18 protein-coding genes are annotated in these 20,594 nt (G+C 64.2%); 4 read left to right on the forward strand and 14 right to left on the reverse strand.

Annotated features, from left to right (window positions below; translation table 11 throughout):
• Window positions 1–436: 436 nt before the first annotated feature.
• The 8 genes from CQW49_RS21895 to CQW49_RS21935 all read right to left on the reverse strand — a co-directional run bounded on the left by CQW49_RS21895 (window position 437) and on the right by CQW49_RS21935 (window position 9,118).
• On the reverse strand, window positions 437–2,563 hold the full coding sequence (locus CQW49_RS21895) for a TonB-dependent receptor (RefSeq protein ID WP_099831935.1): 2,127 nt from the start codon (window positions 2,561–2,563) through the stop codon (window positions 437–439).
• Window positions 2,560–2,868 carry an STN domain-containing protein gene (locus CQW49_RS21900; RefSeq protein WP_157926102.1) on the reverse strand — a complete coding sequence of 103 codons (309 nt, stop codon included), beginning with the start codon at window positions 2,866–2,868 and terminating at the stop codon, window positions 2,560–2,562. The genes CQW49_RS21895 and CQW49_RS21900 overlap by 4 nt, the downstream gene beginning before the upstream one ends.
• A 151-nt stretch (window positions 2,869–3,019) precedes the next feature.
• Window positions 3,020–3,250: a hypothetical protein gene (locus CQW49_RS21905; RefSeq protein WP_099831937.1), complete on the reverse strand. Its 231-nt coding sequence runs from the start codon at window positions 3,248–3,250 to the stop codon at window positions 3,020–3,022.
• A gap of 489 nt (window positions 3,251–3,739) precedes the next feature.
• The gene (locus CQW49_RS21915) at window positions 3,740–3,994 is read right to left on the reverse strand and encodes a FecR/PupR family sigma factor regulator (RefSeq protein WP_099831939.1); all 255 of its coding nucleotides are present in this window, start codon (window positions 3,992–3,994) and stop codon (window positions 3,740–3,742) included.
• A gap of 88 nt (window positions 3,995–4,082) precedes the next feature.
• Entirely contained in the window at window positions 4,083–4,583 is a 501-nt protein-coding gene (locus tag CQW49_RS21920; protein WP_003613814.1) for an RNA polymerase sigma factor, read from the reverse strand.
• A gap of 342 nt (window positions 4,584–4,925) precedes the next feature.
• On the reverse strand, window positions 4,926–7,373 hold the full coding sequence (locus CQW49_RS21925; protein ID WP_003613815.1) for a TonB-dependent receptor: 2,448 nt from the start codon (window positions 7,371–7,373) through the stop codon (window positions 4,926–4,928).
• 124 nt (window positions 7,374–7,497) lie between these two features.
• Entirely contained in the window at window positions 7,498–8,472 is a 975-nt protein-coding gene (locus CQW49_RS21930; RefSeq protein ID WP_003613816.1) for a FecR family protein, read from the reverse strand.
• A gap of 130 nt (window positions 8,473–8,602) precedes the next feature.
• On the reverse strand, window positions 8,603–9,118 hold the full coding sequence (locus CQW49_RS21935) for a sigma-70 family RNA polymerase sigma factor (protein WP_003613817.1): 516 nt from the start codon (window positions 9,116–9,118) through the stop codon (window positions 8,603–8,605).
• 309 nt (window positions 9,119–9,427) lie between these two features.
• Between CQW49_RS21935 and CQW49_RS21940 the strand changes: the two genes are divergently transcribed.
• On the forward strand, window positions 9,428–10,594 hold the full coding sequence (locus tag CQW49_RS21940; RefSeq protein WP_003613818.1) for a PepSY-associated TM helix domain-containing protein: 1,167 nt from the start codon (window positions 9,428–9,430) through the stop codon (window positions 10,592–10,594).
• Between the two features lie 162 nt (window positions 10,595–10,756).
• On the opposite strand, the gene CQW49_RS21950 is transcribed toward CQW49_RS21940, so the two are convergent.
• From CQW49_RS21950 to CQW49_RS21975, 6 genes are all read right to left on the reverse strand, one after another.
• On the reverse strand, window positions 10,757–11,134 hold the full coding sequence (locus CQW49_RS21950; RefSeq protein WP_024750031.1) for a hypothetical protein: 378 nt from the start codon (window positions 11,132–11,134) through the stop codon (window positions 10,757–10,759).
• A gap of 235 nt (window positions 11,135–11,369) precedes the next feature.
• Complete coding sequence (locus tag CQW49_RS21955) at window positions 11,370–13,850, reverse strand: TonB-dependent siderophore receptor (protein WP_003613820.1); 2,481 nt, start codon at window positions 13,848–13,850, stop codon at window positions 11,370–11,372.
• Between the two features lie 109 nt (window positions 13,851–13,959).
• The gene (locus CQW49_RS21960) at window positions 13,960–14,910 is read right to left on the reverse strand and encodes a FecR family protein (RefSeq protein WP_024750030.1); all 951 of its coding nucleotides are present in this window, start codon (window positions 14,908–14,910) and stop codon (window positions 13,960–13,962) included.
• A 94-nt stretch (window positions 14,911–15,004) separates the two neighbouring features.
• The gene (locus tag CQW49_RS21965) at window positions 15,005–15,511 is read right to left on the reverse strand and encodes an RNA polymerase sigma factor (protein ID WP_003613824.1); all 507 of its coding nucleotides are present in this window, start codon (window positions 15,509–15,511) and stop codon (window positions 15,005–15,007) included.
• 669 nt (window positions 15,512–16,180) lie between these two features.
• The gene (locus CQW49_RS21970; protein WP_003613825.1) at window positions 16,181–16,498 is read right to left on the reverse strand and encodes an NIPSNAP family protein; all 318 of its coding nucleotides are present in this window, start codon (window positions 16,496–16,498) and stop codon (window positions 16,181–16,183) included.
• A 135-nt stretch (window positions 16,499–16,633) separates the two neighbouring features.
• Complete coding sequence (locus tag CQW49_RS21975; protein ID WP_003613826.1) at window positions 16,634–17,581, reverse strand: NAD(P)H-dependent flavin oxidoreductase; 948 nt, start codon at window positions 17,579–17,581, stop codon at window positions 16,634–16,636.
• Window positions 17,582–17,790: 209 nt separating this feature from the next.
• Here CQW49_RS21975 and CQW49_RS21980 point away from each other — a divergent pair, with 209 nt between their 5' ends.
• The 3 genes from CQW49_RS21980 (at window position 17,791) to CQW49_RS21990 (ending at window position 20,570) form a co-directional block, all read left to right on the forward strand.
• Complete coding sequence (locus tag CQW49_RS21980) at window positions 17,791–18,438, forward strand: TetR/AcrR family transcriptional regulator (protein ID WP_003613827.1); 648 nt, start codon at window positions 17,791–17,793, stop codon at window positions 18,436–18,438.
• Window positions 18,439–18,592: 154 nt separating this feature from the next.
• Window positions 18,593–19,261, forward strand: a complete 669-nt coding sequence (locus CQW49_RS21985) for a TetR/AcrR family transcriptional regulator (protein ID WP_003613828.1) — start codon at window positions 18,593–18,595, stop codon at window positions 19,259–19,261.
• Window positions 19,262–19,370: 109 nt separating this feature from the next.
• Window positions 19,371–20,570 carry an efflux RND transporter periplasmic adaptor subunit gene (locus tag CQW49_RS21990; protein WP_024750029.1) on the forward strand — a complete coding sequence of 400 codons (1,200 nt, stop codon included), beginning with the start codon at window positions 19,371–19,373 and terminating at the stop codon, window positions 20,568–20,570.
• Window positions 20,571–20,594 lie beyond the last annotated feature (24 nt).

Here is a 20,594-nt window from a genome sequence, read left to right on the forward strand (position 1 = left end):
ATCCGACTGTCGATAACGCAAGCGACACTATTCGGAAACGCCAGCCCGATCGATGAAGCGACAGCGCCGCAACGATCGCCGCCGACGCCGCATAGCCGCCGACGATCGATAGGACGATGCGCGGGACGACGACGGCTGCGAGCGCTTTTGCTCGGCGCGCCGTCGAGGCTCCACCATCGACGAGCGCGCCGGCTCGATCCGCATCAAGAGCTCACCGTCGTCGACAGCAGGAAGGATCCGGCGCGAAGGGAAGGATTCATTTTGCGTCGAACGCGCGTGCGAGGTTGGCGCGCCGATCAGGCGCTTGCTCTCGATCGAACACTCTGGCCAATGTTCGCGACGACCATCCCTCGACTTGGTTCGGCGGTCGAGTGGACGGCGTCATGCTTGCCGAACGAAACAGTCGGGAGGCGCCTCGTCGATAATCGAACCGTTTTCAAAAGTCGACGCTGGTCGACAGCAGAAAGCGGCGCGGCGCGCCCGAGGACAGATAAGCGCCGCCGGCCGGGGCGGCGGCCTGCCAATAGCTCCTGTCGAATGCGTTCTCCACATTGAGGCGGATGACGATCGGCACGCCATATGATTCGAATTTGTAGCGCATGCCGAAATCGAAGCGCGCCCAATCCGGGATTTGTTGAGTGTTGGCGATGTCGACATATTGGCTGCCAGTATAGATGACGCGCCCCGACAGGGTCAGGCCGCCGACGAAGGGCGTGTCCCATTCCCCGCCGAGATTGAGCTGCACATGGGGCGCGCCCGTCGCCACATTGCCGTCATAGGCGCCTTTGGCCGTCTTGGTGAGCACGCCGTCGAGCAGGGTCAGGCCGCCGATGAAGCGCACCGCATCGGTCAATTGCCCATAGCTGTTGAGCTCGACGCCGCGATTGCGCTGCGCGCCGTCGGCGGAATAAGTGTTGGTCGCGCTATTGGCCAAGCCGCTCGGCTGCGTGATCTCGAACCAGGAGACAGTGCTGATGATGCGGCCCCAATCCACCTTGACGCCCAGTTCATATTGCGTCGAGATGTAGGGCGGCAAAATCTCCCCGGCGTTGACGTAATTCGACGCGACGACCGCGCCCTGCTGCAATCCCTGGATATAATTGCCGTAAAAAGAAATGTTCTGCTCGGGCTTGAGCACCAGTCCTACCGCTGGGCTGAGAGCGCTCTTCTGGTATCGCGACGTGATCGCTCCAGTGGCGGTGTTGTAGTTGCGCGCCTCGATCTGCTGCTCTCGCAGCCCTGCGATAATCTGCACGCGCTCGTCCAGCACGGACATGACATCGGCGAAAGCCAAGCTCGAGAGAACGCCGTCGCTGTTTCTCGGCACGGAAATATCCGGGATCGCCGGGCGCGACACGAATGTTGGATAATAGAGGTTCGACGAGATCGAGGCCACGGTCGAGAGAGCGCCTCCCAGCTCGGAATAGAAGCGAGTGCCGGTCGCCGTCACTTCATGATCGATGAATCCCGTGGCGAAGCGGCCGTGCAGGCGAAGCTCTTGCGAGGACGCATCCGCATAGGACGGATAGGTCCAGACATTGTCGACGAAGTTGCCGTTATTGTTGGCGATCAGAGGGTTGGACCAGAGGTATTTCGCGTCATAGCCCCGTCCCCCGACGGCGAACGAAGCGGTCCAATCCGGGGAGAGATCATATTCGCCGCGCATCATGCCGAAAAATTCGGTGACATCGGCATAGCTCCACGGCTGCGACCAGTTCGACGTCGATTTCGGCGCCGCCGGAACCGGAAGACCGCTGCTCAGTCCGACGATGCGGATCGGCGAGTCCATATGCTGGCGCTGATAGCCGAGATCGGCGGAAAGGCGCATCCGGTCGCCGCGATAATCGAGACCGAGAAAAGTCCCCACTAGCTCCTGCTTCTGCCGATCGACGGCGGTGTCGCCTTTGCGGTAGACGCCGTTGAAGCGCACGCCGAATTGCTTGTCCTCGCCGAAGCGACGGCCGATGTCCACCGTTACCCCCGGCTGAAGGTTCGAATAATAGCTCGCGGTCAGGCGCGTCAGCGGCTCGTCGCCTGCGCGCTTTGGAACCACATTGACCGCGCCGCCGACACTGCCGAACGGCGGCACGCCATTGAGCAGAGCGCTCGGACCTTTGAGAATTTCGATGCGCTCCGCGAACTCCACGGCCGGGTTCTGCGTCGGCACGACTCCGTAGAGACCGTTCATGGATATATCCCAAGGGTTGATCGAAAAGCCACGTATATTGAATCCCGTATTGAAGGTCGCACTCGGCCAGTTGGGCCGCACGGATGCATCATTCGCGGTCACATCGGCGATGGTGCGCGCCTGCTGATCCATGATTGTCTGCGCCGTATAGCTCGTCTGGTTGAACGGCGTGTCCATCACATCGCGATTGCCGAGCATGCCGAGTTGACCGCCGGTCGCCACCAGTCCGCCCGCATAGGGCGCGGGAACAGCGCCGATCATCGCGTTGCGGTTCGGCGCCGGTTTCGGCGCGGCGATGTCGATCGGGTCGAGCGGCGTCGCGCCCTCCTCGGTTTTCTCGATCTCCGCGGCGCTCGCGCGGAACATGCGCATCATGCGTTCATTCGACAGCCGTGCGGCGAGGCCGGTGCGGCGAGAAGCCGCGCGAGTCCGTTCTGCGCCGTGAATGAGCCGTCGACCCCTTGCGTGCGCATTCCGCTCGCTATGGCGCCGTCGAAGATCAGATCGCAGCCCGTGGCGCGCGAGAAGGCCACAATTGCGCTCGACAGCGGTTGTGGCGCAATGGCGAAGCGAATGAGCGTCGCGCTCGTCGCCGGATCGGGAAGCGGCACGACGTCCTTCACTTGCGCGCGCGACGCTGTGGCGTGCAACGTCGACGACGCCAGAACAATGATCGTCACTGCTTTCGACGCAGAATTGCGCAGCCCCGATGTCCTCATCTCTCGAACCCTCGAACAGGTGACGGCGGCATGGCGCCGGCCGTCCTCGGGGATTGAGACGAGGGCCGGCGCGACATATCTGAAAAAGCGTCGGATGTTTCTTCTGGAATCGTTACAAGGCGCGCGTCAGGCGGCGAAGATCAGCGTCAGATAGTGCGTCAGCCTCACGGTCCGGATCGGCAGGGCGTCTTCCAGCCGCCTCGACGATCGCGGCGGATCGCGCGACATCGACGATGAGCGTGACAGGACGATCGGCGATCTCTGCGCTTGCGAGGACGAGCTTGCCCGGCCGCCAGCGATCGAGCGCGGCGATCACGCGTCGCAGCGGCTGCGAGACGAACACCAGCCGCCCGTCCCGCCAGGCCGTTTCGACGGCCGGTCGACATCCTCACGGGTCGATGCGCCTTCCATAGGCGACCCGCCGCCCCGGGCCGAGCAGCGTCCGCTGCGCGCCGAGACGGACGGCGGCGTCGCGCTCGGCGACGGTCACGCGCACGTCGTCGTCCGCAATATAGTCGACATTGAACGCGGCCTCGCGCGTCTCGATGCGGCCGGCCGCGGCCTCGACATCGAAGCCACGCGCCTCGTCGCGGGCGACGGAAAAAAAAACGCCTCGCCGTAATGGAGCCTGACGCGCCGCAGGCTCGCGCCGAATTCGATCGACATCGCCGTCGACGCGGAGAGTTCCACTGTGGATGGTCCGGGAGCGCGACGCTCTTGCTTCGCCGGCGCCGGTCCGATGATCGGCGAGCCAATGCTGGCGATGCGCGAGCCAGCCTCCGCCGCCGCCCGCCGCGACGAGCAGCGCGGTCTTGCCGAAGCGCGCGGCGGGTCAGCTTTGCGCGCGCCGCGCGACGGGCGCCCGCGACGAGGGGAGATCGGCGGCGCCGGACCACAGCCGCTCGACATCGGCGTAGGCCGCGCGACGACGCGGATCGCTCTCCAGCCAGCGCCGGAACGTCGCGTCGTCGGCGCCCGCCGCGCCGTCGGCGTGCCGGATCATGAACCAGTCGACCGCTTCGCGCGATATCGGATCGAGGTCGTCCTCGAAACCATCGCCGTCGCTTCGATCCGCCGAGTCACCCATGCGCGCGCGCTCCTCGGGCGACGCCCGATCCTGTCGCCGATAGAGAAGACGAAGCGCGGCGGAAAAATTCTGATCGCATCGGCAAAAATCACACGCGCGCGCGATCGAGCGCGGCTTTGAGACGCATCATCACCCGCGCCATCTGGCTGAAGGCCGTTTGCGGCGGAATGTTCAAGCTGCGGCCGATCTCCTCGAAGGTCTTCCCCTCGAGCCGCGCGAGGAACACATTGCGCGGCGTCTCGGGCGTTCGGCTCAGCGCCTCCTGCAAGATCGCCAGCTCCTGGCGCGACAGCACCACACGCTCGGGCGAAGGCGCGTCGTCGGCGAGGCGGCCGAGCGCCTCCTCGCCGTCGTCGACGAAGCGCAACGCGCGACGCCGACGCGCATGGTCGATCGAGAGATTGCCCGCGGTGCGGAAAAGATAGGCCTGAGGATTGGCGATCGGCGCGTTCGGGCCCAGCGACAGGAGACGAAGAAAGGCCTCTTGCGTCAGATCGGCGGCGCTGTCCGGCGACGCCCCGCGGCGGCGCAGAAAGCGTCGCAGCTCCTCGCTGTGCCGCCGAAACAGGTCTTGAACATCGAACGCCACGGCGAACCTTTTCCCGGCCGCGGGAAAGGAAGCCCGCTCCCTCGCGCCCCCGGACTGGCCGAGCTTAAGTCAATGATGCGTCGCGGACAATGTCGCCTGTTTGGAAGTATTATAAACGCTGCTCCGTGTCGCGATCGCGCATGTGCGAGAAGAGGCCTCGAGGCATGGACTCCGCACGCAGCGATCTCGGCTGCCGGTGGCGGCGCGATCGCTCGGCCACAAAGCGGCCGGTGTGGAATCGTAGCCGCCGCCCTGGTGCATCGCGTCATCCCATTCGACATCTCCCAAGAGCGAGCCTTCAGGCTCGCTATTCCGCCCACCGGCTCGAAAAATCGTAAGCCGTCAGAACTGGACGGCAGCCGAGAATGCGACCGTGCGCGGCGCGCCGAGGTAATAGGCATTGGCCCAATACGCATTGTTGGTGACATTGCTCGCATTCACGCGGAAGGTCACCGGCAGCTCCATGACCGTCGTCTCATAGCGCGCGCCGAGGTCGAGCGTGGTGTAGCTGGGCAGACGATCGGTGTTGGCGTCGTCGCCCCATTGCTCGCCGGTGTGGAAGACTCCGGCGACGAAGGTCAGGCCCGGGATGGGCAGCGAATATTCGGAATAGAGCTTGGCCGTGAAATTGGCCACGTTGATCGGGTCCTTGCCGTCGTAGGAGCCGCCGCTGATCTTGGCGTCGAGCACAGTGAGGCCGCCATAGATCGCCAGCTCGGGGATCGGCTTGCCGCTGACGGCGAGCTCGAAGCCCTTGTGGCGCTCGCGTCCGTCCTGAGTGTAGATGTTGCTGCTATTGGTGAGCTCATAGGCTTTCTCGATATCGAAGAGAGCCGTGGTCAGCAGCACGCCGCCGACTTCCGCCTTCACGCCCAGCTCCTTCTGCTTGCTGATCATGGGCGGCATGATGGCATAGGCGTTGGCCGCGGTGGCGGGCGCCTGCCCGCCCGTTTCCAGCCCTTCGATATACGAACCGTAGAAGGTGACCGAAGGAATGGGCTTGAACATCAAGGACGCGGACGGCGCGTTGTACGATCGGTCGTAATCCGGCTGCGTCCTCACGCCCGAGGCGTTGAAGCTCTGCGTTTTGATCGTGCTGCGGTTGATCCCCAGCAGAGCCGACCATTGCGAGCCGAATTGGATCTCATCGCCGATCAGTAGATTCTCATTCGTCATCTGATCGCTGTAGTATGATGAGACATTGTACGGCGCCGTGGTGAGAAGCTGGAACGCCGGCTCGGATACGAAAGTCGGACCCATCATGGAATAGGGACCCTGATAGCCCGTGTGTGGGGCATAGGTCGTGGTCCAGTTCGTGGTCGAATAGGTGTAGTAACCGGCCGTCACCTTATGCGCCAGCGGCCCGGTGTCGAAGCCGACATCGGCGAGCAGCTGGCCGCCCTCGTCGTTAAATCTCGTCGCGCCGGAGCGCTGCCGGAGCTGCTCGTAGACGCCCGCTGCGGGCACGTAATTCATCGTATGGTCCTGCACGGGACGGTCGATGTCGCTGAGCGCGCCGGCCGCGCGCAGGGTCACATTGTCGAAGGGCGTATAGGTCAGCTTGGCGATCAGATTGGCGGAAGAGAACTCGTCCTTGATCCACGTCTGCGACCAGTTCTTGGACGGGTTCGGGACCACGCTGTGCGGCACGTCGTGGTACCAATAGGAATTCGGGCTGGTCGTTTTGTAATGGTTATGAACCCCGTTGAACTCGAACAGCAGTTTGTCGGCGATTTGCCAATCGAGCGCGCCGCTGACCAGGAAACGGTCGATCTTCTGGTAATCGATCGGCGTGCCGCCGTCCTGCTTGACGATATTGAGGCGATAGCCGAGGCTCCCGGCGTCGTCGACGCGTCCGCCGAAATCGCCATGCACGTAATATTGATCGCCACCATAATTGCCCAGGGTCAATTGATTGAAGCGCTCGATCGTCGGACGCTTGTAGACGTAGTTGATCATGCCGGCCGGAGACGCCGCGCCATACATGAATCCGGAGAGCCCGCTCAGGACCTCGACACGTTCCTTGTCTTCCAGCACCTGGGCGAAATTGGTCGCGCGGCGCAAGCCGTCCTCGGCGCGTTCGCTGGTGTTGAAGCCGCGGATCGTCACCACCGGCGTCCAACCGGCGCCCTGCGGGGTGAGGGTGCGGGTGAAGGGATTGAGCTTGAAGACATCGTCAGGCGACATGGCCTGAATGTTGCGGATCAGCTCCTGCGACGTCACAGAGACTGCGAAGGGCGTGTCCAGCAAGGAACGGCGGCCGAGCGCTCCCAGCGAGGACACCGATTTGACCCGATAGCCGTCGGCGGCCTTGCCCTCGGACGCCAGAGAGTGGTTCGCCGTCGCTTCGGCGCCCACATCGATCGGATCGAGCGGCACCGCGCCATCCGGCGCTTCGGTCGCGAGCGCGAGCGGGCTCGGCCGTTCTATCGTCACCATGTTGGCCGCTGTCACATGATACGAGACGCTCGAGCCGGCGAGAATCCGCGCGAGCGCTTGCAGCGGCGTCGCCGGGCCTTTGACGCCGGGCGATTTGAGTCCGCGCAGCTCGCTCGTGCGATAGGCGAGCTGCATTCCGGATTGGTCGGCGAATTGCCGTAGCGCAGTCGAGAGGGATTGCGGCGCGATGTCGAAGTCTCGTGATTGCGCGGCGGATTGGGCGACGGCCGACGCGATGCCTGCGGCGTCGACTATTCCCGCGCTCAGCATCGTCGTCGCCAGCAGCGTCGCGGCGCGTCCTGCGCGAGCGCTTCGGCGCGTCTCTCCACGCCATTCATTGCCTGCCGACATGATTGCCCCCATTGTCGTTCTTCATGCGGGCGGCGGCTTCGCGCGCCCTTCACAGGAGAGACGCGCGAGGGGGCGATCCACCTTAAGATGAAGCGCGCGATCTTTTCGGCAGATGAGAAGTCTTCTAACCGACGAGGATCATCACGCCGGGAATGCGCCGCGCCGTGAGGCCCTGCGTCCGTGCGAGCGCTGCGACGGCGGCGCCCGCCTGACGGATCGAGACGATCGCGCTGACTGGATCCTGCGCGCGGCTGCGATTGGTCAGCACGATCGACTCGGGCACATAGCGTCCGAGCTCGGCCAGCGCGTCGGCGAAAGGCCGGCCGTCGAAAATCACCCGGCCGGACCGCCAGGCGAGTGTCTGCTCGACATCGACGACGACGGGCGGACCAGGCGCGCGGCCGCGAACATAGCGCGTCTGCCGGCCTTCTCCGATCTCGAGCGCGGACATCCGCGACATCGGCGGCGCATCGGCGACGGCCGGACAGAACACCAGCGCCGCGCCGCGCGCGACGGTGACGGTCGCCGCATCGCCGAGCGCCCGCATGGCGAAAGCGGCGTCGACGGCGTCGGCGCCCCCGTCCAGAGCCGCGACGCGAAACGGCGCGTCGCCGCCCGGAGCGATGTCGAACAGAGCTTCCCCTCGCAACAATTCGACGAGGCGCAGGCCCGGACGAAAGCAAAGCGCCAAAGCGCTGTCGGTGTCGAGCGTGACGCGCGTGCCGTCGGGAAGCGAAAGCTCCGCCTGCTCGCCGACCGCGGTCCGATAATCCGCCGTCAGCAACAGCGCGATTTTCGGTGCGGCGACCGCCGCGATGGATGCGGCGGCGGCGCCCGTCAGCACGGCGCGCCGTCCCAAGCGTCTTTGCGCCGGCGGGGTCGGAAGGCGATCCGCGCGCGGATCGACGGCGTCGAGCCGTCGCCAGAACTCCCGCTCGCGGGAAAAAGCGCGCGCATGCTCGTGGGAGGCTTCGCGCCACGCCTTGAAACGCGCCAGCTCGGCGTCGGTCGTGTTTCCGGAGGCGAGACGGACGACCCAATCCCGCGCGTCCTTCGCGGCGCGATCGCCGACGGCCTTTTCTTTTCCGCTCTCGTCCATGATCTCGCGATTCGCAGTCGGGGGGCGATCACAGTCGCGAGCCGAGACCGCCCATTGGAGCGTTTCTACCCTAAAGACGCGCGAGACGGCGTCCGCTCCGACCTCCGAAGGAGAATATTTTTAAAAAAAGTCAGTCCGGAAGGTGGTGGCGCATGCCGGACAAATGCTCGAGCGCGCGACGGATGTGATAATAGACGGACGAGTCGGAGATGCGCAGCTCCGCCGCGATCTCGCGATGCGTCTTGCCCTCGAACCGATTCATCAGAAAGACGCGCCGCGTCTGGTCGGGCAGGGCGTCGATCGCCGCGGCGAGCATATCGGCCGCCTCGCGTCCGATCAATATGCGCTCGGGCGAAAGCTCGTCTTCCGTGTCGAACAGAAGCTCGCGAATTTCCGCGTCGATTGAACGGCGCCGGCGATCCTTGCGCAGATAATCGAGCGCCGTGTTGCGGGCGACGCTGCGAACGAAGGCGGCCGGATCGTCGATGGCGCCCTCGGCGCCACGCTGCGCCAGCTTCAGCCAGGTGTCCTGTAGGACATCTGCCGCCTCGGCGGTCTTCATGCGGCTTTGGATGGTCGCCTCGATCCGCGACCGCTCGGCGCCGAAAACGCTCAGGAGCCGCGTGAGGGGAAGCCGCTTGACCATGACGGAAGACGCCGGACGCCGACATGCCAACGCCAGGCGCTCTCTCGCAAACGACAGGCTGACGCTTCATTTCGTATTCCCTCGCAAATCGACCGACAAGCCGTAATGATTGGATCTCTTCCAATGTGATCCGCCGGTGTGCGCTCGCGTCGCAAGCGAACGCGCTGAATTTTTTTTGGCGGTCGAATGAGAAAGTTCGTCGCTTCGAACGTCTAATGTCAGGGAACGATCCCGCGTTATCGCAGTAGGCGGCGCGCCGATCGCCGGATTTTTCGTCGAGAGCGCTCGAACGCGCGCCATGAGGTCGACATGACCCCGAAGACTTTGCGGTTCTGGTCCGGCACGCACAAATGGACGAGCCTCATCTGCACGCTTTTCCTTCTCGTCATCTGCCTAACCGGCCTGCCGCTGATATTTCACGAGGAGATCGGCGATTGGCTTTCGGACGATCCGCCCTATGCGGTCCTGCCCGCCGATGCGCCGCGCGCGAATCTCGACACGCTGGTCGACGCCGCGCTCGCCCGTTACCGCGGCGAGATTGTCCGCTCGATGTTCATCGACGACGACGAGCCCAAGGTCGTCGTCACGCTGGCGCCCTCCATGGACGCGGAGCCGCGAGAGAATCATTGGCTGAGATTCGACGCCCGCACAGGCGAGCTGCTGAAGGATGGAATCGCGACGCGCGACCAGCTGACCTTCATGCGTGTGATGCTGCGCTTGCACGTCGATCTCTTCGCGGATCTTCCCGGCGGGCTGTTCCTCGGCTTCATGGGGCTGCTGTTCGTCGTCGCCCTCGTGTCGGGCGTCGTGCTCTATGCGCCGTTCATGAGCAAGCTCGAGTTCGGCGCGCTGCGGTGGCGACGAAATTCGCGCATCCTCTGGCTCGACATGCACAACCTTCTCGGCGTGGCGACGCTCGCATGGGCGCTCGCGATCGGCGCCACCGGGGTCGTCAACGAGCTGTCCCGGCCTTTGTTCCTGCTCTGGCAGGCGACCGATGTCGCGGCGATATTGGCTCCCTATCAGGGCACGGCGCCGCCCGTCCGGCTGAGTCCGGTCCAGGCGGCCTTCGACACGGTTCGTGAGGCCGTGCCGAACCGAACGCTCACCAGCATCATCTTTCCGACCACGCGCCTCGGCAGCCCGCATCATTACGTGATCTGGACCAAAGGCGACACGCCTTTGACCTCGCGCCTTTTTCAGCCGGCGATGATCGACGCCGCGACCGGGGAGCTCACCCTCGTCGCCGAGCTGCCCTGGTACCTGAAGGCGCTCGAGGTCTCACGCCCGCTGCATTTCGGCGACTACGCCGGCATGCCGCTCAAGATCATCTGGGCCATCCTCGACGTGGCGACAATCTTCGTCATCGGCGGCGGGCTCTATCTCTGGGCGGCGCGCCGCCGGACGCCGGTCTCCTCGCGCCTCGCCGAAGCGCAGCCGGACGCATTGGACACAAGGTCGGAGGCCGCCGAATGAAGCGGACGAATTTTTCCTCGCGCGAGAAAAGCTTGCGCGACATTTTCGCCATCCCGCTCGTTCTCGCGGCGCTGACCGTCTTTGGTCTGCTCGCGGCTCTGCTTGGCGATGGAGACGGCTGGCGCGTTCTCTCGTGGGTGGCGCTCGCAGCGCCGATCGGCGTCATCCTTCGTCAGGCGGCCTTCGGCGGCGCGCGACGAGAGCGAGCCGTTCGCAGGCGTCCGACAGAGCGGGCGTGAGCTCGCAGAACAGCCGATGGCTCGCCGAGGCGACCTGGCCTTCAGCGTCCGCATCTTGCGAATCTGCGCGGCGTCGACCTTCGCAGTGATGGCGCGCGTCGAAAGAGGACTTGGAGATTGCGTTCTGCGGCCGCGATTGCGTGTTGGGGTCGCGCTGCGTGAACGTGAATTCCGCCATCGGCTGCTGCTGGGCGAGCTGGGCGTTCAATCGTGACAAAGGCGCGAAAGGACGCGGCGCGGCGTCGGACGAGGCGCAGGGCGCGAGGCCGACGCCTTTGCGGTCTGCGAAGGGGCGCGCCATTGTCGTGACTGAACGAAGGCGCGCGCCGATGAAGAGAAGTTCGCATGAGACTCGAAATCGAAAGTCCTCGCGCCGGCCATCAATCGTTAGAAGCGATTGCTATGATTTTTAACGCGTCCAAGATGCGCTCCGGGCGCCAGCGTCGGATGTGACGCTGGACGCCGTCACGGCGTCTCGCAGAGATCCGAGGCCGACGAGCGCCCCATAATGTGATCGCGCGAGGGGTTCGTACGCGTCACCATCGATATTTCAGTGTCGCGAGAACAGTGCGCCCCATGCCGTAATAGCAAACGCCGATCGAGCTGCAGCCCCCTACATAGGTCCGATCGAACAGATTGCTGGCGTTGACCTGTAGCTCCATGTTCTTCAAATCGGGGTGAAGCCTGTCGAGCCGGTAGCGAACCATCGCATCTGCGACGGCGTAGCCGGGCGCCTTGAACGTGTTGGACGTGTCGCCATAGGTCCAGCCGACATAGCGCACGCCACCGCCCAGTGTGAGACCCGACAATGCATCGGCGCCGAACGTGTAATCGAGCCATCCCGAAGCCGCGTCGCGCGGTGCGTACAGCGGCGTCTTTCCGAGTGTCTTGTCGGTCGCTTTGGTCACTTCCACGTTGTTGTGCGTGTACGACACGATTGCGTTGAGCCCTTCCGTCAGGCTCATGACGCCCGTCACCTCGATTCCGCGGGATCGAATCTGGCCTGTCTGCACATTCGCGAACAGATGCGTCGGATCGGGATCGGGAGTAAGCACATTGTTTTTTTCGATATCGAAAGCCGATACAGTGACGTAGGCATTGTAGCCGGGCGGCTTGTATTTGACGCCCGCCTCATATTGCTCACCGGTGGTCGGGTCGAATGGCTTTCCGCCGAAATCGACGCCGGTCGTCGGGAAAAACGAGGTCGAATAGCTGAAATATGGCGAGACGCCGTTCAGAAACTCATACAGCGCTCCCGCACGCCATGTGAGCGCGCGGTCCCATTTGTGCGTAACCTTATTGTCCGAGAGATGGTTGGTCGTGTCCAGATCGGCCCAGTCGCGCCGAAGACCAGCCATCACATGGAGTCCGGCCCAGCTCATTTGATCCTGGACGTATAGGCCCGTCTGATTCAGAATTTGGGTCTGGTCCTGATAAAAAGTGGGAACGGGAATGCTTTGATAATAGACAGGGGCATAGGCGTCGAGCGAAGGCGCGGAGCCGACGCCGACCCGATTCGTATCGGCGACATGCTGATAGTCTAATCCGAGCAACGCGTGATGCGCGATCACCCCGGTGGTGAATGTGGCCTCGATCTGGTTGTCGTTCGTCAGCGCCCCGAGCGACTCGAGATTGTATCGTGTGTAGCGGTTGATGATTCTGTCGGAGCCAGCCGCATAGCCTATGCCGAAAACGTCCTTATAAGTCCCTGCGATTTCGAAGAAGCGCATATTCTGCCGGACTGTCCAAACGTCGTCAAAACGATGCTCGAACGCGTAGCCGATGTAATATTGCGTGCGATCAAAAGTATTGAACGTCGGGTCGCCGTCGAAGAAGCTCCGCGGAAGCTTCCCATTTTGATTGAGGAACAGTGACCCAGACGCTGGCACGATATTATAGAAGCGTCCCCCGGGATCATCGCTCTGGTAGCTTCCATAGACGGTGAGTTTGGTGTCGGCGTCCGGACGCCACGTGAATGACGGTGCGATGGCGGCGCGTCTATTATGCACAAAATCGACTTGGGAATCCGAATCTCGCATGGCCCCTGTGAGACGATAGATGAATTGACCGTCATGATCGAGGCGTCCGCCGATGTCGAAAGCGCCGAGCAGCCCTTTGTAGCTGCCGCCTTGCAGCTGAATTTCGCCGAACGAGCGGTCGATTGGCGTCTTGCTGGTCATGTTCACGATTCCACCCGGGCTACTCTGACCGTACAGAACCGAGGCGGGTCCCTTCAGGACGTCGATGCGTTCGAGCAGATAAGGGTCGAGCCGGACGTTTGCGAACCCGACGCCATAGGGGAGTTTCAATCCGTCGAGATATTGGATGCCTCCGCCATCGGCGTCGCTGAAGCCACGGATATATATGGCGTCGTGATTCTGGATGCCGAGCGCCTCGGAAACGACCCCCGAGGTGTATCTGAGGGCTTGCGACATCGACTGTGGCTGCTGATCCTCGATCTGCTCCCGCGTGATGACAGAGATCGACTGCGGCGTCTCGATGATCGGTGTGTCTGTCTTGGTGGCCGTCGCGCTGCCGCGCGCGACATAGCCGTCGACTGGGCCCCGGGCGCTCTCGGGCGCCGCCGCCCCGACGTCGATCGGTTCGAGCGCGGTCGCGCCATCCGCCGCCGCCTCATCGCCGCCGCCCAGCCGCTCGATCGTCACCGCGCCGGCGCCTGAGAAGCGATAGGAAAGACCCGTGCCGCTCAACAGACGACCGAGCGCCGCCCCGGGCGAAAGCTCCCCCGAGGCGCCCGGCGAGCGCAGGCCGGCGGCGATCGCCGGGCGATAGGCGACCTGCAATCCCGCTTGCCGGCCGAAGGCGGCGAGCGCGCGCGATAATGAGCCGGCGGGAATGTCGAAGCGCCGGCTCGCGCTCGATTGCGCGCACGCGATCTGCACACCGGCCATCATCGCCGACGAGGCGCATGTCGCCGACAAGAGCACCAAGGCGATCTTCGTCGTTTTATTCTTACGCGTCCGACGCGCCGCCGTCCCGGCATTCATCGTGCTCATCACACCCGTTCTCCCGCTCGCTTCGCCGGGCGGCGCTATCTTGCGCGCGTCGCCTCTTGCGAGGAGAAACGTGAACGGAGCTGCAAATTCCTGCGCCTTTGGAAGCCTTCTAAAAGCGCGAGATCACGGTGAGATAGGGGGTGAGCATGCGCACCACGCCGCCGAAGGGGGACACGACGGCCTCGAGCGCCGCGCGCGGATCGCGCAGATCGAAGGCGCCGCTCACCCGCTCGCCGCCGAAGTAAGGATCCGCGAGAAGAATGCGGCCCGGACGCCAACGCGATATGCGCGCGACGAGCGCCGAGACGGTCTCGTCATTGGCGAACATCCATCCGTCACGCCAGGCGGCGATCTGCACGCTCTCCCGGCGTCCGCTCTCGATCGCCGAACGGCCGGCGTCGAAGGTCAGCCAATCGCCGGCGGCAAGCCGCGCCGACCGCGTCGCCGCCTCGGCGAGATCGATGCGGACGAGACCATGGTCGACGCAAACGGACAGGCGTCCCGCATCATTGCTCATTTCGAACGCCGTGCCGAGCGCCGTCGCGGCCAGTTGCTCCGAGGCGACGCGGAACGGACGGCGCGCGTCGGGGGCGATCTCGAAGAACGCCATTCCCGCGAGCAGCTCGACGTCGCGCGCGTCGGCGGTGAAAGCGAGGCGGATGGCGCTCGCGGGGCCGAGCGTCGCCGCGCTGCCGTCGGCGAGCATGACGCGGCGCGTCTCGCCCGCCTCGGTGATGTGATCGGCCTTCGCCCGCAGCAGCAGCTGAGGCGCGGCGAGCCCGCCGACCGCCGCCGCCGCGGCGCCGCCCGCCAGCAGCAGACGCCGCGAGACGAGGCCGCGCGCCGCCGGCTCCGCCTCCCGGCGCGCGGCGAGGACCTGTCCGCTCAATCCGTGAATCTCGCACGCCTCGGACCAGGCGGCGGCATGCACAGGACTGCGCCGCCGCCACCCCCGGATCATGTCGAGCGTGACGGGATTGAGCGGATCGTTCTGCAGCCGTATGACGAGATCGAGCGCCTCGTCCCACAGCCTGTCGTCCTGATGCGAGGAGCGTTCCATCCTGCTCTGAGCCCACCGGCGCCGCCGGGCCCGGCGGCTCGCTCATATATTCATAATGCAAGAGACGCGGCAATTTCCCGCGAATGTCGTCCGCTCAATCCTCGTCGGCGCGCAGGCGGCCGCGAATATGATGGTAGGCGTCCTTGATCAGCACCGCCGTGCGCGAGGTGGAGAGGCCGAGCTCCACCCCGATCTCGGCGATGGTCCGTTCGCCGAGCCGGTGCATCTCGAAAGCGCGCCGCGTGCGCTCGGGCAATTCGTCGAGCGCGGCGGCGACCGCCGCGAGCTTCTGGCGGTCCGACAGCCGCGTCTCCTGCGACGGCGCCGGATCGGGCGTCGCTTCGAACCTCTCGATCTCCCCGCCGACGAAAGGCGAATGGCCCTCGCGCCGGCCGAGGTCGATGGACAGATTGCGAGCGACGCGCAGCAGATAGCCGCGCGGATTGTCGACGACAGCCTCCGAGCGCATTCCCAGCGCCAGAACGCGTAGAAATGTCTCCTGCGCAATGTCCGCGGCCGCCTCCGACGACAGCCCGCGGCGGCGGAGAGCCTTCGTCACATCGGCGTTGTAGCGCCGGAACAAGATCGACAGATCCCGCATCACCCTTGGTCCGCTCGATCGGCGAGCGCGCGTCCGCCGCGGATCGTCGCATCGACGGAATCAGCGACGGCGTGAGCCGCGGCAGAACTCATGAGCGCCACTCGCTTCACTGCGCCGCCGACCATTCGGACGGCTCGGACTGAACGTTAGGCCGCAGGGAATTGCTTGGCAAATGCAATAGTTTGCAGAGCTTCCAAAGTCGGACCGGCTCGATCGGCGGTTATCGTTCCACTCCTCGGCGCGGGGTCTCATCCTCGGCCGCGGCGAGACTCGAGCGATGCGCGAGCGCTCTCTGCAGAGCACACGGAAAGTGAGGAAGACCCCGCTAAAGGCAATTCAATTGCTCCGCTTCATCCATCAGATCACAGCTCACGCCCTGTATCGCCGCGGCGCTTTTTCGACACGGCCGTCTGGCGGCAGTTTTCCGATCTGCACACGGACCTTTGGATCTATTTCGAGCAGACGACGGAGCGGCTGATCAAAGAGTCGATCTGCTCCGATACGAGGGACGCGGAGACGGCGAGCGAGCCGAGCCTGTTGGCTTGATCGTCGCGCGGAGGGCGGCGGCGCAGCTCTGGACGACACATTCGGTTCAGTCGCCGTCAGTGGAACCCTTGCGCGGATCGTGAACGACAGACGGCTCGTCGGGAAGCGCTCCAGAGACTTCCGCTACCGGAGAGGAGAGAATGTCTCGGGGTTGAGCAATATCGTCTCCACGGAGGAGAGCCAGGCGAAATCGAAGCCGGCCATGTCCGCCTTGAACAGATCGCTGGCCATATAGCGGTCTGAGGCCGCTTTGGGATCGACGCCTTCTGGATAGTCGACGAGCGCGACGACTTTCGCCGGATCGCTCGCGACGGCAAACACGCCATGGGTGACGATCCCGAATGCTTTAAGGCTTTCGATATGCTTGATCCAGATCTTGCGATAGGCCGTGGCGGCCTCGGCGGATTTCAGCGTGTAGATGCGCATTTCATAGGTCGTCATGGTTTTCTCCGCTCGATGGCGTGATCAGAGGTTCGCGCTACTGCATCGGTCCAGGCTGTGGCGGCGACGCCTCGTCCCTCGGCACACGCCGGCGTCGGCAGATGCTCGGCTGCCGAGCCTGCAGAGCTTGCTCGCTCAGGGCGCGACCCTCGAATAGCCGGCGATCAATTCCTGCATGATGACGCTCGCCGGCAAGATGGCGTCGAGCAGCCCGAGGTTCTGGCCGACGACGAGACTGCCGTTCTCGACGTCGCCGTCGACGGCCGCCGCGCGCAAGACGCCACGGCCAATCTCGCGGATGCGCTCCGCGGCCTCTTCGGGCGGCAGTTCCCGTTCGAAGCGCAGCATTTCATCCGTCAGCCGGTTTTTGACGCCACGCACCCCGTCGCCTGCGCTGACGCCGGTCAGAACGGTGTCGCCCTCCCCGGCGGCGACGATGGCGTTCTTGTAGTTGGCGTGGATCGGGCATTCCTCGGCGACCAGGAAGCGGCTCCCGACCTCGACGCCGGCGGCGCCGAGCATGAACGAAGCGGCGACGCCGCGTCCATCGGCGACGCCGCTCGAATTGATCACGGGGATGGAAACGGCGTCCACGACCTGGGGTATCAGCGAGAATGTGCCGGTGAGGCCGAAGATGTGACCGCCGCCGTCGTAGCCCTTGACCGAAACGAAATCGACCCCGGCCGCTTCGAACACTTTGGCCTCCGACACTGAGGACGCCTTGCCGATCGTCGCGGCGCCGTGGCTCCTGAGCGCTTCGACGTAACGCGGAAGCGTGTCGAAATAGGCGAGGAATGTCTCGATCTCGACGACCCTGATCCCTTCGCGCAGGGTGATTTCCAGCAGCTTCTCGGCGTCGGGCAGGCAGGTGATGATGTTGAGGCCGAAGGGCGCCTCCGTCAGGACCCGGGCCGCGCGGATCTCGGCCTCGAAAACGGCCGGCGGGCAAAAGCCGAGCCCCATGATCCCCAGCCCGCCGGCGTTGGAAACGCTCGCGGCGAGCTTGCTGTCCGACGCCCAGGCCATCGGCCCTTGCAGGATCGGGTAGCGAATGCCGAGCTTGTCGCAGACAATGTTGGTCATGATCCCCTCTCGCCTACCCTGACGGCGACGGCGTCCTTTGCGGGATTGGACGGGCGCCCGCAGCGCCGCGACCGCCTCTTCCGAAACTGCGCGCCGTTCAAATGAACGGATTGGTTTTGTGTTTGCGCTGTAAAAGGCTATCAATGTCCAAGCGAGCCGTCAACTATTGAACGGTGACGTTCAATTACGGATTACGAATGAGGATCGCAATGGCGGATGCCGGCAGACCGAAAGTCAGGACGAGAGGACCGCGTACGGTCGAGCGCATCGTCGAGGCGGCTCACCGGCTGTTTCTCAGCAGGGGCTTCGCCGAAACATCGATGGAGGCGATCGCTCAGGAAGCCGGCGTCAGCAAGGCGACGCTCTATGCCCATTATGGCAGTCGGGATGAACTGTTCACGGCGGTGATCTGGTCGACCGGCGACCGGTTTTCCTCTCGCCTGGTGTCGGGGGTGACAGGCGCCGCAGATTTGAAAAGCAAAATGGAGCGTCTCGCCGGCGCAGTGCTCGATCTATTGCTGTCGCCCGACGTGGTGGCCACGAACCGGATCGTCGCGGCCGAGGCTCGGCGCTTTCCCGAACTCGGCAAGCTCTTTTACGAGAACGGGCCGGACAGGCTGATCGCGCGACTGGCGGAGGTGTTCGAGACCGCAATGGCGGCAGGCTCGCTCCGCCGGTCCGTTCCCCGCGACGTCGCCAAGCATTTCATCGGCCTGATCCGTGGCGACCTTCAGTTGCGGGCGATGCTCGGCGACGAATCGGCAGTGTCGGCGACCGAGCGCAACCGCGCGATCGCCACCGGAGTCGCCGTATTTCTCGCCGCCTATGCTCCGGGGGAGCAAGTTCGAGAGAGCTGATGATCGAGATCAGCGCCCAGCAGCGTCGATCAACCTTGTCCTTTCGGACCTGGCGCGAAAGCGCGAGCTTGCCCGCATTTTCCTGCGCCGAGGCTCTTGACCCGACAGCTCATGCGCCATAGGTATGTGTGTGTATACTTACTTATGAGGCGACATGCACTCCGACGACATGGTCCGCAAGCCACGAGCCCGCGACCGCCAAGCCACTCGTGACGCTCTGATCGCGGCCGCAGCGACGGCGATCGCCGATTGCGGCTACGAGGGAGCGACGACGCGCGCCATCGCCGACGCCGCAGGTTGCTCGGAGGCCCTGATCCAGCGCTATTTCAACGGCAAGGAAGGACTGCTGCTCGCGGTTCTCGACAAGGAGGACGACCGCTCCGACGCGGCGCTCTTCTTGGCGCGACCGCTTTGTCCGACCATGGCGCAGGAAGCGCGCGAGATGCTCGGTCATTCGGTCGAGAAAATCTCGGAACGTTCGGACCGAATTCGCATCGTGATCTCGAGAGCTCTGCTCGATCGAGCCTTCAAGACGCATTTCAACCGCATCTGGATCCGAGAGGAAATCAGGAGCGGCCTCGAGACGCGGCTCGCGCGCTACGTCGACGCTGGAATTGCGGAAGCGGATCTCGACGTCGGCTCCGCCGCCGAAATGTTGCTGAGCCTCGGCTTCGAGCTGGGGTTCGTCCATCGCGAGGTTCTCGAGACTTCGCCCGAAATAGCGAGCCGGCTTCTGGAACAGTTCGCGGACATGTTCGGTCGAGCCGTTTCGGCGCCGCCCTCCTGCGGATCGTCCGCGGAGACCCGGCAAGGCGGCGAATGAGAGGCCTCGGCCTCTCCGACGCCCTACGAAGAAAAACGCCATGTTTTCCGCACTCTCTCGAGCGAAGCCGCACATGATGTCGACGCGTCACCGAGCCCCCTCGTCGCCCTTGATCGTCACGAATCCTGAAGCACGGATTTCGCGCCCGGCCGCAGCAGGCCTCTTCGGCGGTTTCTTCGCGCTGCTGTCTCTGGCGGTCGCTGCGAATTGTGAGCAAGCGCTGGCCGCAGAGCCGACGCGTCCGCCTGCGCAGGCGGGCTATGTCGTCGTCCATCTCCAGCCGATCACGCGCGTGACGGAACTACCCGGGCGCACGACCGCCGTTCTGACCGCAGAGGTGCGGCCCCAGGTCAATGGGGTGGTCCTGAAACGGCTATTCGAAGAAGGCAGCGAGGTCAAAGAAGGCCAGCAACTCTATCAGATCGATCCGGCTCTCTACCAAGCAGCCTATGACAGCACGGTCGCCACATTGGCGCGCAATCGAGCGACTCTGCAAGCGGCAAACGCGAAAGCCGCTCGTTACAAGTCGCTGTCCTCCATGAAGGCCGTGAGCAAGCAAGACCTCGATGACGCCGTGGCGACGGCGCAACAAGCGGAGGCCGATATCGCCATCGCCCAGGCGAGCATCTCCCAGGCGAAGATCAATCTTTCCTATACGAAAGTTCTGGCCCCCATCTCCGGTCGGATCGGTCGATCCACAGTCACGCCGGGCGCACTCGTGATCGCCAATCAGAGCAATGTGCTCGCGACAGTGACGCAGCTCGACCCGATCTATGTCGATGTGACGCAATCGGCGACGACTCTGTTGCGTCTGCGCAAGGCGCTGGCGAGCGGCGAGATCGAAAGCGTCGGCCGTGGCGCGGCGAAGGTCACTTTGAAGCTCGAAGACAACAGCACATATGACGTCCCGGGAAAGCTGCAATTTTCGGAGGTCACCGTCGACGAGGGGACGGGCACGGTTCTCATGCGGGCGATTTTCCCCAACCCCAAACATCTCCTGTTGCCGGGCATGTATGTACATGCCTCCCTTCAGGAAGGGGTCGATCGAAACGGCATTCTGGTGCCGCAGCAAGCCGTCTCCCGCAATACGCATGGAGATGCGACCGTCTTGCTGATCGGAGACGATGACAAGGCGAGCCTGCGCGTCATACAAACCGGTCAAGCGATCGACGATCAATGGATCGTCATCGGCGGCCTGCGCGCTGGCGAGCGCGTGATCGTCGACGGATTGCAGAACATCCGTCCCGGCGATGTCGTTCGGCCCGTCGCCGTCGAAGACGCGGCAATCCGCCCCGACAAACGGTCCTGACGTTTCGTCGCGGGGATTCCATCG

The organism is Methylosinus trichosporium OB3b, from assembly GCF_002752655.1.
Lineage (GTDB): Bacteria > Pseudomonadota > Alphaproteobacteria > Rhizobiales > Beijerinckiaceae > Methylosinus > Methylosinus trichosporium.

Excerpts from the sequence above, each read along its gene's own strand:
- CQW49_RS21895 (WP_099831935.1), bottom strand. The coding sequence starts at position 2,563 with ATGATGCGCATGTTCCGCGCGAGCGCCGCGGAGATCGAGAAAACCGAG.
- CQW49_RS21915 (WP_099831939.1), bottom strand. The coding sequence starts at position 3,994 with ATGGGTGACTCGGCGGATCGAAGCGACGGCGATGGTTTCGAGGACGAC.
- CQW49_RS21925 (WP_003613815.1), bottom strand. The coding sequence starts at position 7,373 with ATGTCGGCAGGCAATGAATGGCGTGGAGAGACGCGCCGAAGCGCTCGC.
- CQW49_RS21930 (WP_003613816.1), bottom strand. The coding sequence starts at position 8,472 with ATGGACGAGAGCGGAAAAGAAAAGGCCGTCGGCGATCGCGCCGCGAAG.
- CQW49_RS21935 (WP_003613817.1), bottom strand. The coding sequence starts at position 9,118 with ATGGTCAAGCGGCTTCCCCTCACGCGGCTCCTGAGCGTTTTCGGCGCC.
- CQW49_RS21940 (WP_003613818.1), top strand. The coding sequence starts at position 9,428 with ATGACCCCGAAGACTTTGCGGTTCTGGTCCGGCACGCACAAATGGACG.
- CQW49_RS21950 (WP_024750031.1), bottom strand. The coding sequence starts at position 11,134 with ATGGCGCGCCCCTTCGCAGACCGCAAAGGCGTCGGCCTCGCGCCCTGC.
- CQW49_RS21955 (WP_003613820.1), bottom strand. The coding sequence starts at position 13,850 with ATGAGCACGATGAATGCCGGGACGGCGGCGCGTCGGACGCGTAAGAAT.
- CQW49_RS21960 (WP_024750030.1), bottom strand. The coding sequence starts at position 14,910 with ATGGAACGCTCCTCGCATCAGGACGACAGGCTGTGGGACGAGGCGCTC.
- CQW49_RS21965 (WP_003613824.1), bottom strand. The coding sequence starts at position 15,511 with ATGCGGGATCTGTCGATCTTGTTCCGGCGCTACAACGCCGATGTGACG.
- CQW49_RS21970 (WP_003613825.1), bottom strand. The coding sequence starts at position 16,498 with ATGACGACCTATGAAATGCGCATCTACACGCTGAAATCCGCCGAGGCC.
- CQW49_RS21975 (WP_003613826.1), bottom strand. The coding sequence starts at position 17,581 with ATGACCAACATTGTCTGCGACAAGCTCGGCATTCGCTACCCGATCCTG.
- CQW49_RS21980 (WP_003613827.1), top strand. The coding sequence starts at position 17,791 with ATGGCGGATGCCGGCAGACCGAAAGTCAGGACGAGAGGACCGCGTACG.
- CQW49_RS21985 (WP_003613828.1), top strand. The coding sequence starts at position 18,593 with ATGCACTCCGACGACATGGTCCGCAAGCCACGAGCCCGCGACCGCCAA.